The organism is Sphingomonas sp. FW306-1B-B10E (genome assembly GCF_058782005.1).
On sequence record NZ_JBYSXG010000022.1, the window covers coordinates 33,885 to 48,820 of the forward strand.

At 65.8% G+C, this 14,936-nt stretch carries 11 protein-coding genes; 5 read left to right on the plus strand and 6 right to left on the minus strand.

What is annotated here, in order from left to right:
• The first annotated feature begins 34 nt into the window (after positions 1-34).
• The 4 genes from AC3WJI_RS10615 to AC3WJI_RS10630 all read left to right on the plus strand — a co-directional run bounded on the left by AC3WJI_RS10615 (position 35) and on the right by AC3WJI_RS10630 (position 3,421).
• Positions 35-466, plus strand: coding sequence for a protein tyrosine phosphatase family protein (locus tag AC3WJI_RS10615; RefSeq protein ID WP_492757233.1), 432 nt, complete (start codon positions 35-37; stop codon positions 464-466).
• Positions 463-852 (plus strand): hypothetical protein, encoded by a 390-nt coding sequence (locus AC3WJI_RS10620; protein WP_492757234.1) that lies wholly within the window; start codon positions 463-465, stop codon positions 850-852. The genes AC3WJI_RS10615 and AC3WJI_RS10620 overlap by 4 nt, the downstream gene beginning before the upstream one ends.
• A 92-nt stretch (positions 853-944) precedes the next feature.
• Entirely contained in the window at positions 945-1,910 is a 966-nt protein-coding gene (locus AC3WJI_RS10625) for a sterol desaturase family protein (protein WP_492757235.1), read from the plus strand.
• Positions 1,844-3,421 carry a GMC family oxidoreductase gene (locus tag AC3WJI_RS10630; RefSeq protein WP_492757236.1) on the plus strand — a complete coding sequence of 526 codons (1,578 nt, stop codon included), beginning with the start codon at positions 1,844-1,846 and terminating at the stop codon, positions 3,419-3,421. Before AC3WJI_RS10625 ends, AC3WJI_RS10630 begins: the two co-directional genes overlap by 67 nt.
• 284 nt (positions 3,422-3,705) lie before the next feature.
• Here AC3WJI_RS10630 and AC3WJI_RS10635 read toward each other — a convergent pair whose 3' ends face one another.
• The 6 genes from AC3WJI_RS10635 to AC3WJI_RS10660 all read right to left on the minus strand — a co-directional run bounded on the left by AC3WJI_RS10635 (position 3,706) and on the right by AC3WJI_RS10660 (position 11,087).
• Positions 3,706-5,130 carry an ammonium transporter gene (locus AC3WJI_RS10635; protein ID WP_492757237.1) on the minus strand — a complete coding sequence of 475 codons (1,425 nt, stop codon included), beginning with the start codon at positions 5,128-5,130 and terminating at the stop codon, positions 3,706-3,708.
• A gap of 8 nt (positions 5,131-5,138) precedes the next feature.
• A complete protein-coding gene (locus AC3WJI_RS10640; protein ID WP_492757238.1) occupies positions 5,139-5,477 on the minus strand; it encodes a P-II family nitrogen regulator in 339 nt (112 codons plus the stop codon).
• Positions 5,478-5,629: 152 nt separating this feature from the next.
• Positions 5,630-6,328, minus strand: coding sequence for an aldo/keto reductase (locus AC3WJI_RS10645; protein ID WP_492757239.1), 699 nt, complete (start codon positions 6,326-6,328; stop codon positions 5,630-5,632).
• 80 nt (positions 6,329-6,408) lie between these two features.
• Positions 6,409-6,561, minus strand: coding sequence for a hypothetical protein (locus AC3WJI_RS10650; RefSeq protein ID WP_492757240.1), 153 nt, complete (start codon positions 6,559-6,561; stop codon positions 6,409-6,411).
• Positions 6,561-7,352: a hypothetical protein gene (locus tag AC3WJI_RS10655; RefSeq protein ID WP_492757241.1), complete on the minus strand. Its 792-nt coding sequence runs from the start codon at positions 7,350-7,352 to the stop codon at positions 6,561-6,563. Before AC3WJI_RS10655 ends, AC3WJI_RS10650 begins: the two co-directional genes overlap by 1 nt.
• Positions 7,353-7,397: 45 nt before the next feature.
• A complete protein-coding gene (locus AC3WJI_RS10660; protein ID WP_492757242.1) occupies positions 7,398-11,087 on the minus strand; it encodes a TonB-dependent receptor in 3,690 nt (1,229 codons plus the stop codon).
• A gap of 365 nt (positions 11,088-11,452) precedes the next feature.
• On the opposite strand from AC3WJI_RS10660, the gene AC3WJI_RS10665 reads away from it, so the two are divergent.
• Positions 11,453-14,479 (plus strand): glycoside hydrolase family 2 protein, encoded by a 3,027-nt coding sequence (locus AC3WJI_RS10665; protein ID WP_492757243.1) that lies wholly within the window; start codon positions 11,453-11,455, stop codon positions 14,477-14,479.
• Positions 14,480-14,936 lie beyond the last annotated feature (457 nt).

Consider the following 14,936-nt stretch of genomic DNA (forward strand, 5'->3'; position numbering starts at 1 on the left):
GGCAATTCGCGTTCGACGACAGAGAGGGACGTTCATGAACCTGCGCCGGATCGACGACAACATCTCGGTCGCCCCACAGATCCTCCCTGAGGAAGTTGCGGACATTGCCGCCGCCGGGTTCAAGGCGATCGTCAACAACCGGCCCGAGGGCGAGGAGCTCGGCCAGCCGTCCGGCGAGGCGGTGCGCGCCGCCGCCGAAGCTGCCGGCCTGGCCTATGCCGAGATCCCGGTGACGCATGCCGGCTTCTCGGCGAAGCAGGTCGAGGCGATGGCCAGGGCGATCGAGGGCGCCGGCGGACCGGTGCTGGCCTATTGCCGCTCGGGAACGCGCTCGTGCAATTTGTGGGCGCTGGCCGAGGCGAGCCGCGGCGGCGATCCCGCCGCGCTGACCGGCAAAGCCGCGGGCGCGGGCTACGACATTTCGGGGATCCGCCCGCTGCTCGACGCGCTCGCCGGACGCGCATGAACTGGGTCCAGCTCGGCGGATCGGCCGCCGCGGTCCTGATCCTCGTGCTGATCTCATGGCTGCTCAAGCTTGGCGAGAGCCGCATCGCCGATGGCGAGACCGCGCGGCGGATGGCCGAGGAATCGCTGAGCGGCTTCGTCGCGCGGGCCGCGCTCGTCGGCACCAACGGCGCGGCAGCCTTGGTGCTCGGCACCGACAGCATCGCCTTGCTCAAGCGCCACGGCGCCAAGGTCGCGGCGCGGCGGCTCGGCCGCCCGCTCTGGCGCCGGCCGTCCCCTGAGGGCGTGACGATAGAAACCGGCGAACGCATGTTCGGCCCGGTGCTGCTCTACGGCGTGCTCCCCGAGGATGTCGACAGGCTGGAAGCGCAACTGACGCCGCACTGACCTCGCTAAGACCGGCTAGCCAGTCCAACTCGCAGCGGACCGTGCTGCACCGCGGCGTGACTTGCTACTTACACCAAGGTAAGCAAGCCGGGATGTCCACTCTGCCCGATCCCGTGACGCTGGCGATCCCTGGCTTCGTACTGCTGGTGCTGGCCGAGATGGTCGTTGCGCGAATCAAGGACCGGACGCGCTACGAGCCGCGCGACACCCTCACTTCGCTGGCGCTCGGCACCGGCAGCACCGTCGCCGGCGTGCTGTCGGGCGGTGCGGTGTTCGCGCTGGCGACCTGGGTCTCCCAGTTTCGCCTCTTCCCTATCGATTATGCCTGGTACTGGTTCGTCCTCGCTTTCGTGCTCGACGATTTCGCCTATTATGTCTTCCACCGCTCGGCGCACCGTGTCCGCTGGTTCTGGGCGAGCCACGTCATCCACCATTCGAGCCAGCATTATAATCTGTCGACGGCGCTGCGGCAGACCTGGACCGGCTTTTTCAGCCTGGGCTTCCTGTTCCGCCTGCCCTTGTTCCTGATCGGCTTCCCGCCGGCTATGGTGTTCTTCGTGGCGGGGCTGAACCTGGTTTACCAGTTCTGGATTCATACCGAGGCGATCGGCCGGATGCCGCGCTGGTTCGAGGCGGTGATGAACACGCCGTCGCACCACCGCGTCCACCACGCCACCAACCCGCGCTATCTCGACCGCAATTATGCCGGCGTGTTCATCGTCTGGGACCGGATGTTCGGCAGTTTCGAACCCGAGCGCGACGACGACCTGCCGCGCTATGGCATCGTCAAGGATCTCGGCAGCTTCAACATCCTGTGGGCGGCGACGCATGAATGGATTGGCATCGCCAAGGACGTCTGGCACGCGCCCGACTGGGGGGCGCGGTTCAACTACATGATCCGGCCGCCCGGCTGGAGCCACGACGGCAGCCGGGACACGTCGGAAACGATCAAGGCGCGCTGGGAAGCAGCCCGCCAGGAACGGGGGGATGCGTGGAAGAAGCCGACATCGTCGTCATCGGATGCGGATCGGGCGGAAGCGCCGTCGCGGGCCGCCTGAGCGAAAGCGGCAAGTACCAGGTCGCGGTGCTCGAGGCAGGCGGGCGCAACACCAGCCTCAAGACGATCATGCCCGGCATGATGCCGTTCCAGACCGACAGGACCAATTGGCGCTTCGAGACCGTGCCGCAGCCCGGCCTCGGCGGCCGCCGCGGATACCAGCCCCGCGGCAAAGGGCTGGGCGGCTCGAGCGCGATCAACGCCATGCTCTACATCCGCGGCCACCCGCAGGATTATGACGAGTGGCGCGAACTCGGCTGTACCGGCTGGGGTTGGGACGATGTCCTACCCTGGTTCCGCCGCGCCGAGCACAACACCCGCGGCGCCGACGCCTTCCACGGCGATGCAGGGCCGCTTTGTGTCAGCGACCAGGAGTTCGCACATCCCGGCAGCCGCGCCTTTATCGAAGCGGCGTCGCGGCTGCAGATTCCGGTCAATCCCGACTTCAACGGCGAGCGGCAGGACGGCGTCGGGCTCTATCAGGTAACGCAGAGGAAAGGCGAACGCTGGACCGCCGCGCGCGCCTATCTGCCCACCGCCAAGCGCGACAATCTCGAAATCATTTGCGATGCCTTGGTCGATCGGATCCAGTTCGAGGATGGCCGCGCCGCCGGCGTCGTCTATCGCAAGGACGGGCAGGCACGCACGATCCGGGCGCGGCGCGCGGTGGTGCTCGCCGCCGGCGCGTTCCAGACCCCGCAATTGCTGATGCTGTCGGGGATCGGCCCCGGCGTGCACCTCGCCGAAATGGGCTTGCCGGTGCAGGTCGATCGGCCCGCGGTGGGCGCCGACCTCCAGGACCATATCGATTACACCGCGGCATTCGAGACCCCAGGCAGCCTGTTCCTCGGCCGCTCGCGGATGGGCACGCTCAAGTCGCTTGGCGCCCTGCTCCGATGGCTGCTCACCCGCGGCGGCGCGATGACCTCGCCTTATGCCGAGGCCGGCGGCTTCCTGCGCACCGCGCTCGCCGGCGAACGCCCCGACGTCCAGCTCCATTTCCTGATCGCGATCGTCGAGGATCACGGCCGGACCAAGGTAAAAGGACACGGCTATAGCTGCCACGCCTGCGTGCTCCGCCCCGAGAGCCGCGGCACCGTCCGGCTCCAGTCCCCCGACGCCGCCAATGCGCCGCTGATCGACCCTGCTTTTCTCTCGGACCCGCGCGACATGGAAACGCTCAAAGCCGGCGTCCGCGCTATGTACCGCATCCTCGATACCCCGCCGCTCGCCGATTATAAGGGCCGCGACCGCTATCCGGTCGACCTGGCCGACGACGCCGCGCTCGAGGCGCTGATCCGCGCCCGCGCCGACACCGTCTATCACCCGGTCGGCACCGCAAGGATGGGATCGAATGCGGACGCCGTGGTCGATCCGCGGCTCAAGGTCCGCGGCGTCGACGGCCTCTACCTCGCCGACGCCTCGGTGATGCCGCGACTGATCGGCGGCAACACCAACGCGCCCAGCATCATGATCGGCGAGCGCGCCGCCGCGTTCATTATGGAAGATTAAGGGCGACTTGCAGGATAGGAAAGTCGGCGCTTAACTTCGCATTTTTCACGTGATTCTTGAATGAAAATTACCGGATTACGTAAGAAGATTACGCATCGGGAGCATGCGTTCAACAGTTTCAAAGAGCCACGGGCGCAGGGCTGACAGAGCTAATCCTATTTTGAAAGCACCGCCCCGCGCTAAAAAGAGGGCCGGCGATCCGAAGATCACCGGCCCAGTCGTCCGCAGGAGGAACCTCGGGTGGAGCGCCGCGCGATGGCAGGAGAGTGCGCGGCGCCCCGAACTCAGTAATTATAGGCGCGCTCGCCATGCTCGTTGATGTCGAGCCCTTCGAGCTCGACTTCGACGCTCGGCCGCAGCCCGATAGTGTGCTTGAGTGCCAGGAACAGGATCGCCGAGACGCCGCCCGAAAGCAGAAGCGTCACGCCGACCGCCTTGGCCTGGGTCAGCAGTTGCGCGCCCATGTCATAAGTGCCGGCGACTGCGGGGATCACGTTGAAGTCCATGAAGCCTTGTCCGCCGAGCGCCGGGTTGGCGACGATCGCGGTACCGATCGCGCCGACGATTCCGCCGACGCAGTGGACGCCGAACACGTCGAGCGTGTCGTCATATTTGAACTTGTTCTTCACCGTGGTGACGAAGAAGAAGCACACGCCCGAGGCGACCGCGCCGAGCACGATTGAAGTCATCGGGTGCGCGAAGCCGGCGGCCGGAGTGATCGCCACCAGCCCGGCGACGACGCCTGATGCCGCGCCGAGCAGCGACGGCTTCTTGTGGATGACCTGCTCGATGATCGCCCAGACCGCGCCGGCGGCGGCGGTGGCCGTCATCGTGTTGACGAAGGCCAAGGCGGCGAACTTGTTCGCCTCGAGATTGGAGCCGGCGTTGAAGCCGAACCAGCCCACCCACAGCAGGGCAGCGCCGATCATGGTCATGGTCAGCGAGTGCGGCGGCATCGGATCGCTCTTGTAGCCGGTGCGCTTGCCGATCACGAGGCAGCCGACCAGGCCGGCGATGCCCGCATTGATGTGCACCACGGTGCCGCCGGCGAAGTCGAGCGCGCCGAGGCCCCAGAGATAGCCGTGATCGTCGGGCAGGCCGGGCTGGAAGTCCGGACCGGGCCAGTACCAGACCATGTGCGCCATCGGGAAATAGACCAGGGTCAGCCACGCGACGACGAAGAGGATCAGCGGGGTGAACTTGATGCGCTCGGCGAACGCACCGACGATCAGCGCGGGGGTGATCATCGCGAAGGTCATCTGGAAGACGACGAACACGGTCTCCGGCAGGTAGACGCCGTTGGAAAAGGTCGCCGCGAAGGTGTTGGCGTCGACGCCCTTGAGCAACACCTTCGAGAAGCCGCCGACGAAGCTGTTGAGCGACCCGCCGTTGGTGAAAGCCATCGAATAGCCCCAGGCGCACCAGACCAGGCCGGCGACGCAGACGATGGTCAGCACCTGCATCAGCACCGACAGCATGTTCTTGGTGCGGACCAGGCCGCCATAGAAGAGCGCGAGGCCGGGGACCGACATCATCAGCACGAATGCCGCCGAGACGAGCATCCAGGCGACGTCGCCCTTGTTGACCATTGCGTCGGTCGGAACGACCGGAACGGCAACGGGCGCCGCGGCCTCCTGTGCCCAGGCGGGCAGAGCCGCGAACAAGGCGAGCCCGGCGCCCGCGGCCATCTTGGTTGTCAGCTTCATCATTCCCCCCTTCACAGCGCGGTCTCGTCGGTCTCGCCGGTGCGGATTCGCACCGCCTGGCCGAGATCGAGGACGAAAATCTTGCCGTCGCCGATCGCGCCAGTGCTCGCCGCGGCCTGGATCGCCTCCACTGCGCGGTCGACCAGGTCGCTGCCGCAGGCGATCTCCAGCTTGATCTTGGGCACCATGTTGGTGCTGTACTCGGCGCCGCGGTAAATCTCGGTCTGGCCCTTCTGGCGGCCGAAACCCTTGACCTCGGTGACGGTCATCCCCGCGATTCCCACCTGCGTGAGCGCCTCGCGCACCTCGTCGAGCTTGAACGGTTTTATGATGGCGATGATGAGCTTCATGTCGCCCCCTCTTGGCGTTTTACCCGAGGGACCCGGGAGCAAGGGGCGTGCCAAGCGCCAGTAGGCGCGTTTCCGCGGCGCTGCAGCGTGAAGGGAGGTGTCTCCAAGTTAAATTTTCGTGCACCTGCGAAGGACTGCTTAAAAAATGGGCATCAGCCGCACAGCCATTTATGCGCCGCCAGCGCCGCGACCTGATCGTCTTCCAGTGGCCCATGGGCCGAAGCTTCGAGCGCATCGAGCAGATGCCTAGGGCGGCGCATGCCCAAAGCGACGGTCGCCACCGCAGGGGCCGCGAGCGCGAAGCGCAGCGCCAGATCGGCAACCGAGCGATTGGGCGCCGTGACACTATTGGCGAGGCGGTCAGTGCGCTCTGCGGTCTCGCGACGATGCGCATCATAGAAATAGCCGCGGCGCCAATCGCCTTCCCCGAACCGCCGTTCGCCGAACCCGGGCGTCAGCGCCCCATAATAAAGCGGCGACCGCACTACGACCGCGACGCCCTGTGCCGCGCAGCGCGGCAGCAATGCGGCGGCGGCGCCCTGGTCGAAGATATTGTACATCAGCTGCACTGCGTCGATCGCACCGCTCTCGACGATCTCCAGCCCGGCGTCCACGTCATGGTCGAACAGCGACACGCCGAAGCCGGCGATCTTGCCCTCGCTGCGCAGCCGTTCGAGCGTGTCGAGCCAGTCTCCCTCGCCCAGCCATTCGGGGCACCAGGCGTGCAGCTGGACCAAGGCTAGCCGCTCGACGTCCAGCGCGACGAGCAGCCGCTCGATCTCGGCGCGCAGACGGCTGCCCGGATAGGCCGATCCCGCATGGACGTGGGGCGAAGGCAAGTCGAACGGCATCAGCGAGGTCGGCCGGGCAATGACCTGCAGGTCGCGGCGACCGGCATCGATGAGCGCGTCGCGGAGCAGCGCGGTCCCCGCTACATCGCCCGCATCGAGCGTCGCCGCGTTGACGCCGCGCCCAGCGCCAGCACCAGGGTCTCGCGCGCCTCCCGCGGCTCGCCTCCGGACGAAACGGCAATCGCCAGCTCGGAGATCTCCACGCTGGTCCGGCCGAGAGGGCGTAGCCGCATCAGGACGCATCCGCCGCGGCGGTGATCACCAATTGCAGCCCGGGCGAATGGCGATTGGCCCACGCAGAACGGTGGAGCGTGCCGGGGGTCGTAGCGGTCTCGACGCGGTGAATGCTGGCGCCGCCGGGCGTTACCTCCAGCTCACTGGCAGGATCGAGGATGAACGGAAAGCGCCCCGATCGCATCGCCTCGAGCTGCGCCGGCCGATGCGCCCAAAGCGTCTCGACCGCCGCGCCGGTGCGCAACGTCCGCGTGTCGAGCGCGGTGAGCAGGGGATGCTCGCGATGCTGGAAGGCGCGGAACAGCTCGAGATCCACATTAATGCGGGCCGTCACCCGCATTCCGGCCGGACGCCCGATCGGCCACAACAAGCGGAACGCCGCCGCGGCGGCGATGCGGTCGACATGCCACACCGTGTCGCCGGGCATGAAGCAGCTGCGCAGCGACACCGCCGCGCGTGCGCCGACCAATCCCCCGGCGAACGCCGCGAGCATGGCGATCTCCCCGGCCAACGCCGCGCGCTCGCGCACGAAGGCGCCGGCACCCAGCAACCGATCGCAGACCAAGTCGAGCGCCGCGTCGGGCGCCAGCCGGTTGAAGTCGAGCTTGAACCCCGGCCGGGCCAGCAACGCGCGAACCAGCCCACGATACGCAAGGTCGTCGAGCGCCGGCCGCACCAGCTCGACCGCACCGATTTCCGAGCAGTCGAGCCGGTTGCGCACCGCCGCGACGGGCTGATCGAGCGAAACCTGCTCGATCCGCCCGCGCGCTGGATCATTGACCTGGTTCATCAAGCCTCTAGCACCGAACCCGCACCGCGGCTCCGATGCACTTGCTCAATTGCCGAACTGGACGCGGACGCCGCTCATGATCCGGCGGCCGCTATAATACAGGCGCATGATCTTGGGCGTACCGTCGGCAAAGTCGGTATAGCCTCCGGTTGAAGCGGTCTGCGCCTCACGCCGGATGTTGCGGCCCTCCAGATAGACCTGGAAATTGCGCGTCACATTGTACGAAATCTTGGCGTCGATGAAGGTGCTTCCGTCGTCGAAGCGCGGCACACCGGGATTGTAGCCCGGCGCGACGAGGCGGACATTGGCCCATTGCTCGCCGGGATAATTGATGTCGCCGGTGTTGTTGCCCGGGCACGGCGTGATGCACGAGAAGCGCGAGCTGCGCTTCTGATACGCCACGCGCATGTTGAGCTTGCCGTCGTCATACCAGAGCGACGCGTTGGTATAATATTTCGATTCGCCCACCGGCAGCATGACATCGCCACTCAGCGGGTCCTGCTGGCCGATGGTGACTGCCGAGGCGAGGATCGAGAAATTGGCGTCCGCACCGATATGCTTGAAGAACCAGGGCAGGAAGGTGAACGCAGTCTTGGCGCTGAATTCCCAGATGTCGCGCTTGTAGCCCGGCCCGTTGGCATAGGAAGGAACGGAGAAGGTATAGTCCGCGAGCGACGCGCCGGTTGCGGGATCGGTCTGGCTGCTGCCCGCGAAGGGCGTAAAGTTGCGGGTAACCTGGATCGGATTGCCGATCTTCACATCGAGCTTGCCATAGGCCACCGAAAACACCGTATCGGCATTGGGATACCATTCGAGTGCGGCGTTGTAGCTCCACGCAGTGAACGGCTTGAGGTCGGGATTGCCGACGCGCCCGGTGCAGCCGAATATGTCTTCACCGGGGGCATCGATCGCGCGCTGATCGATCGTGCAGGATCCTGCCGCGATCAGGTTGGTGACGTTGGGGCGCGCGACGGTCTTGCCACCATAGGCGCGCAGCACGAGCGTGTCATGGAACGCCCAGAGATTGGCATTGAAGCTCGGCAGCCAGTCGCGGCTGGTGCCGTTGAGCGTCGAATTCTGAATGTAGGTAACCGTATTGATGCCGGCCGCATTGTTGGGGTCGTTCGGATTGAAATTGGCGTTCGGCTGGATCGAAATGAGCGTGAGCAGCCCCGAACCTTCGACCGTGGTGAACACCCCGCGCACACCGGCATTGCCGGTGAAGCGCAGGCCCCAGGGCAGGCGCTGCTCGAAGTCGAACATGCCGTAGACGTTCTTGATCGTCTCCTTGGTGCGCGTGACCGGCTGGGCATATTGGTTGCCGTCGCTGCCGGTGCACACCTTTAGGCAATCGAAGTTCATGAACTGCGACGCACCGAGCTGGGCGAAGAGCTCGTCGGTGCGGATGCCCTGCCACGCGGGGGGCAGGGAACCGCGATTGGGCAGGTCGCCGAAATAGTCCGAGTCGCTGGGGTCGAGTGTCTGGGAAAACAGGTCGCGCAGTTCCTGCGGCGTCAACGTGTCGACGCCCGAGCGGATGTTCGACAAGTTGGTCGCGGGTACGAAGCCATAATTGCACGACACGGTGGAGGTTGCCGTCGGCTGGCAGGCGCGCAGCGTGCCGCGCACGTTCGCAGTCGGCACAACCACCGGGGGAACGTAGCCTGCTGTTCCGAAGGTGCCGAGCGCACTCTTGGCGATATACCCGCCGCCGCCCCAGCGATCGATCTTGTTCTGGCGGAACATCGCGCCCGCCGAGAAGCGCGTCACGAAGGGCACCAGATCCTCGAGATTGTGGCGTACGTCGAACTTGGCGATCTTCTCCGACGATTCACCGAGCTGGGGCGAATAGGAAACCCCGAAGCTCGGCGTGGTCAGCGGCAACTGGCCGACAGTGTAGAGCGGCGTGGCCGGATTGTTGACGGTGGCCCCGACCGCCGCCTGCCCGGTACAGGTCGGCGCAGTGCCCCCGCCGATGCACGGCGGCGGGTTGAGCTGGACGAAGTTGGCGGGATTGGTGTCGTCATAGTTGCTGGGCAGTTCGATATCCCACAGCCCATTGGGCTGGAGCGTCAGCGCGGCATCGCCATAGGCGTAGGAGCGTGAAGTCCGCATGTCGCCGCGGCTCGCGGTGGCGGTGGTGATACCCGCCATGAAATCCATCTCGACGCGTTCGCCGCGATATTCCGCGCCGATCTGCGCGTAACGGCTCTTATTGTCGATATTGTTTTCGATCTGATCGATGTTCACCGAATTGTTGGTGAGCGTCATCGCCGTGACGTTGTGCGCTTCGTCGACCTTCACGCTGCTCGGAACGATGTTCAGGACCTGCCCGGCAGTGGGGATGGTGATCGCATTGTTGCCCGTGCCGGTGGTCACCGCATTGAGGCCGTATACCGGGTCGAACAGATAATAGCCCGCCGGCCGGTTGGGGTTCAGGGTGCGGGTGGCGCGCGTGCCGTTGGCCAGCGGCCCGCTCAGCGTGTCGGTGAAGGTGCCGTTGACGTTCTGGCTGTACATCGTCAGCGGGTTGCGGCTGCGATTCTGGTCATGCACCTGGCGGGACGACAGGGTGCCCTTGGCGAACACGGTCAGTTCGTCGGTCATCCGATAATCGACCCGCGCATCGATCGAATAACGCTTGTCGGTCTGGGTGTTCATGAAGTTGCGGATCAGCGACGGCGTATAGTCGTTCCACTGGTTGAGGCAGGTCTGCTGCTCCAGCGTGCGCTGCTGGATGCGCGCGGCCGAATTGCCGGTGCCGAGATACGGGAAGATGGTGAGGCATTGCGCCTTGCTCGTCGCCCCCGCCGCAAGCGTCACCAGTTCGCGCGGCGTCAGCGTCGTGCCGTCGGGCGCCGTGCTGTTGGCAAAGGCGACGTCGGCGGCGTCGGTGCCCACCGTCGCAGGGTTGAGGCTGAAGGTCTTCTCGGGCGAATTGTCGAAGTCGAACAGGCGCGAATAGCCGCGATTGCCACTGGTGGTGTTCTCATAGCCGTGCGCGTTGCTCTGCAACTTCGAATAGGTGCCGCTGACGATCACACCCACGCGATCGTTGAACAGCTTGGTCGCGGCCACGCCGTTGAAATCGGGGGTCCAGTCCTTGCCCAGCGAGTTCTGCCCGGCGCCTGCGCGCAGCGAGATATAGGGCTTCTTGAAGTCGAGGCCGGTGCGCGTCTTGACCTGGATGGTGCCGCCCAGCGAGCCTTCGGTCATGTCGGCGGTGGAGCCCTTGACCACGTCGACGCTCTTGACGAGCTCGGCGGGCAATTCGCGCAGATCGGCGCTTCGGCCATTGCCGGCGCTCAACGCGAGGCCGGTGGTGCTCTGCACGCCGATGCCGTCGAGTTCGACGCGGGTCAGGTCGGGACCGTTGCCGCGTACCGCTACGCCATCGCCTTCGCCGAAGTCGTTGCGGCTCAGCGCGACGCCCGGGATGCGCGAGATCGCCTCCGCGACGTTGCGATCAGGGAAGGAGCCGATGTCGTCGGCGACGATCGAATCGGTGGCGGTGCGCGCATTCTTCTTGCGGGAATTCGCCGATTGCTGGCTGGCGCGCGAGCCAACGACGAGCACTTCCTCGGCGTCGTCGCTTGCCGCAGGCGAACCGGCCTGGTCGCCGGCCGCAGGCACGGACTGCGCCATTGCCTCGCCCCCGCAGGCAAGCAGCAGCCCCAATACCATCCACGAGGCGCTCGCCCCCATGCGGACGCGCGACGTCGATCGATCAAGCATGATTTTCCCCTCTCCCACCGTGTTGTGCACGCACTCGCCCGGCGCGAATCCAGGATTTCCCTGTTGTCCCCGCGACGGACACCTCTGCTGTAAGACCCGCGCTCTTCTGCGCGATCTCTCACATATTGAGACACAGATTCAGGTTTTAAAATTATCAGCTTTTTGTTGGCTTGCAACTGATTTGTCATACCAAGGATGGGACAGGTGCAGCTCGCGCTACGCCAGCGCGGCGTTGGTAAGGCCAAATGGAAATCCGCCGCAGCGATTGGCTTGACCGCTAAAACCCATATATCCTATCGACGTTTCAAATAATGAAACGCGGGAGAAGTGCGTTGCGATGGCATCGGATCCGACTGGCCGCGGCCATGGGCTGCCTCTTGGCGACACCCGCCGCCGCGCACGATGCCTCGACCGCGGTGGCATCGCCGCGCGCGACGTGGAACCTCAATCCCGACTGGCAAATGACGACCGGCGAGCAGCAGGGTGCCGAGCGCGACGGATTCGACGATCGTGGCTGGCAGCGGGTGACGCTGCCGCACGCCTTCAACGAGAAGGAGGCGTTTGCGCGGGACATCAAGAAGCTGTCGACCGGCATCACCTGGTATCGCAAGCACATCGTCCTGCCGGCGCGGCCCGAGGGCGGGCGCGCGTTTCTGGAGTTCGAAGGCGTGCGTCAGGCCGCGGAAGTCTGGGTCAATGGCCGTTCGGTCGCTTTGTCCGAAAACGGGGTCAGCGCGTTCGGCGCGGACATCACCGCGGCGCTGCGCCCCGGCGACAACCTGATCGCCGTGCGCGTCGACAATGACTGGAAGTACAAGGAGCGCGCGACCGGCAGCGGCTTCCAGTGGAACAACGACAATTTCAATGTCAATTATGGCGGGATCACCCGCAACGTCCGGCTACACCTGACCGAGCCGGTGTTCCAGACCCTGCCGCTCCAAAACGGGCTCGGCACGACCGGACAATATGTCTGGGCGGACGCTTTCGACCTGAAGCGCCGCGCCGCCATGATCCATGCCTCGACGGAGATCCGCAACGCCAGCGGCGCGCCGCGCGAAATCGGCTACCGCGCCGAGATACGCGACCGCGACGGCCGCGTCGTGCGCCGGCTCGACGGCGGCACCGCGACTCTGGCACCCGGCGAGACGCGCCAACTCACCGCCGCAGGGACGATGCAGGGGCTCCATTGGTGGAGCTGGGGCTATGGCTATCTCTACACCGTCACCACGATCCTGACCGAGAAGGGCAAGGTGATCGACAGCGTCGATACCCGCACCGGCTTCCGCCAGACCAGGTTCGCCAACGGGATGGTCACGCTCAACGGCCGCGTGATCCAGATGCACGGCTATGCCCAGCGCACCTCGAACGAATGGCCTGCGATCGGCGTGTCGATCCCACCCTGGCTGAGCGACTATTCTAACGCATTGATGGTCGAGAGCGGCGGCAACCTCGTGCGCTGGATGCACATCTCGCCGTCGAAGCAGGACGTAGAATCCGCCGATCGCGTCGGGCTGATTCAGGCGATGCCCGCCGGCGACGCCGAGAGCGACGTGACCGGCCGGCGCTGGGAGCAGCGCAAGGAAGCGATGCAGGCGGCGATCGTCTACAATCGCAACAACCCGTCGATCCTGTTCTACGAGGGCGGCAACGAGAATATCAGCGAGGCGCACATGGCCGAGCTGAAGGCGATCCGCGACCGCTTCGATCCGCATGGCGGCCGCGCGATCGGATCGCGCGAGATGCTCGACAGCAAGACGGCCGAATATGGCGGCGAGATGCTCTACATCAACAAGAGCGCGACCAAGCCGGTCTGGGCGATGGAATATTCGCGCGACGAGGCGGCGCGGCTCTACCAGGACGAAGCGACGCCGCCGTTCCACAAGGATTCGCCCGACTATAACCGCAACCAGGACAGCCATGCGATCGAGGACGTCAAGCGCTGGTGGGACTATTACCGCGTGCGTCCGGGGACCGGGAAGCGGGTGAGCTCGGGCGGGGTGAACATCATCTTCTCGGATTCGAACACCCATTACCGCGGCGACAACAATTATCGTCGCTCGGGCGAAGTCGATGCGATGCGCCTGCCGAAGGAAGGTTTCTACGCGCACCAGGTGATGTGGAGCGACTGGGTCGACAGCGTCACCCCGCGCACGCATATCATCGGCCATTGGAACTACGCGCCCGGCACGCGCAAGGACGTCACCGTGGTGTCGAATGGCACACGCGTCGAGCTGTTCCTGGGCGGGAAATCGCTCGGCACGCGCATGCCGAGCGACGGCTTCCTGTTCCGCTGGGCGGATGTCGCCTGGGCGCCCGGGATCTTGCGCGCGGTTGCGACGCATGCCGATGGACGGCGGTCCGAATATCACCTGGAGACCGTCGGCGCGCCGGTGGCCCTGCGGCTCACCCCGCATGCCTCGCCGCGCGGCTTCGTGATGGACGGGGCCGATGTCGCCCTGGTCGATGTCGAAGTGGTCGACGCGCAGGGCCGGCGCGTACCGACCGCCAATGACAAGGTTGCGTTCACCCTCGACGGCCCCGTCGAATGGCGCGGCGGGATCGCGCAGGGAGATTCCTCGGGCAAGCCGCGCGCCGCAATCGCCGCCGGATCGGCCGAGCCGATCAAGCCCGCCGGTGCCGACCAGACCACGCAATATGCCGGCACCGCGCGCGAGGAGGACAATTACATCCTGTCGCGGACGCTGCCGGTCGAGGCCGGGGTCAATCGCGTACTGCTGCGCGCAGGCAATAGCACCGGCACGGTGCGCATCACCGCGAGCGCAGCGGGGCTCAAGGGCGCGACGCTGGCGATCCCGACGATACGGGTAACGCCCGCGGCGGGTGGACTATCGGCGGACTTCCCCGAGGATCGCCAGCCCGGGCTGCTCACGCGGGGGCCGACGCCGTCGGGGCCGTCGTTCATGCCGAGCCGAACCACGGTCGAGGCCGCGACAGTCGTCGCGGGGTCGAATCAGGGTGACGCGGCGAACAGCGTGGACGACAACGAGCTGTCGCGCTGGACCAGCGACGGCCGGCCCGGCGGTGCATGGATCGAATATCGCTTCGCCGCGCCCGCGACGCTGAGCGAAATCGACCTCAAGCTCGTCGGCTGGCGCTCGCGCAGCTATATGCTGCGGATCACGCTGGACGGCAGAACGGTGTGGCAGGGCGAGACCGAGCGCCAGCTCGGCTATGCCCACCTTGCCTTCGCGCCCGCACGCGGCAGCGTGCTACGCATAGCCCAGACCGGCCCCGTCGAGGACCGCGACGCCTTCGGCAAGGTCGTCGAGCTCGACACCGCGCGCAAGGCGGGCGACACCGGTGCGGACGCGGTACCGCCGGGTTGGCGGTTGGGTGTGGTCGAAGCTGAGTTCCATGGCCCGGTCCACTGAGCCGACGCCCAGGCCGCGAAGGTGGGAGCGACGCTGCCGGCATCGTGCAAGCGGGCATTCCGCCTGCAGATCGCTAGCGGCTGGGAACGGGCGAAAGCCGCCATTGAAAGAGTGGCTGTGTCCTGCCAGCCTGCTCAAATGAGACACCGCTCAAATCCCGCGGGGCGGCGGACAAGGATGTTTGGCATCCTCGCGCTCATCCTGGCGATGCCAGCATGCAGCGACGACAGCAGCGACCTCATAATCAGGAATGGCACGAGACATCGCGTCGCGAATGTATCAATCACCGACGGTCGAAAGACTTGGGAGCTTGGAAGCTTGCCTCCAGGAACACAGGTCCTTTTTGAGGACCCGCTATACGGTGAGGCCCAAGCTGTTCTCTCATGGTCGTTCCAAGGCAAACGCCATTCAGCGGAAGGATGCTACTATACCGGTGGCATGCCATTGCGGGGCATGA

Coding starts and splice junctions, on each gene's coding strand:
- AC3WJI_RS10615 (WP_492757233.1), top strand. CDS start 35: ATGAACCTGCGCCGGATCGACGACAACATCTCGGTCGCCCCACAGATC.
- AC3WJI_RS10620 (WP_492757234.1), top strand. CDS start 463: ATGAACTGGGTCCAGCTCGGCGGATCGGCCGCCGCGGTCCTGATCCTC.
- AC3WJI_RS10625 (WP_492757235.1), top strand. CDS start 945: ATGTCCACTCTGCCCGATCCCGTGACGCTGGCGATCCCTGGCTTCGTA.
- AC3WJI_RS10635 (WP_492757237.1), bottom strand. CDS start 5,130: ATGATGAAGCTGACAACCAAGATGGCCGCGGGCGCCGGGCTCGCCTTG.
- AC3WJI_RS10640 (WP_492757238.1), bottom strand. CDS start 5,477: ATGAAGCTCATCATCGCCATCATAAAACCGTTCAAGCTCGACGAGGTG.
- AC3WJI_RS10645 (WP_492757239.1), bottom strand. CDS start 6,328: ATGCCGTTCGACTTGCCTTCGCCCCACGTCCATGCGGGATCGGCCTAT.
- AC3WJI_RS10650 (WP_492757240.1), bottom strand. CDS start 6,561: ATGCGGCTACGCCCTCTCGGCCGGACCAGCGTGGAGATCTCCGAGCTG.
- AC3WJI_RS10655 (WP_492757241.1), bottom strand. CDS start 7,352: ATGAACCAGGTCAATGATCCAGCGCGCGGGCGGATCGAGCAGGTTTCG.
- AC3WJI_RS10660 (WP_492757242.1), bottom strand. CDS start 11,087: ATGCTTGATCGATCGACGTCGCGCGTCCGCATGGGGGCGAGCGCCTCG.
- AC3WJI_RS10665 (WP_492757243.1), top strand. CDS start 11,453: ATGGGCTGCCTCTTGGCGACACCCGCCGCCGCGCACGATGCCTCGACC.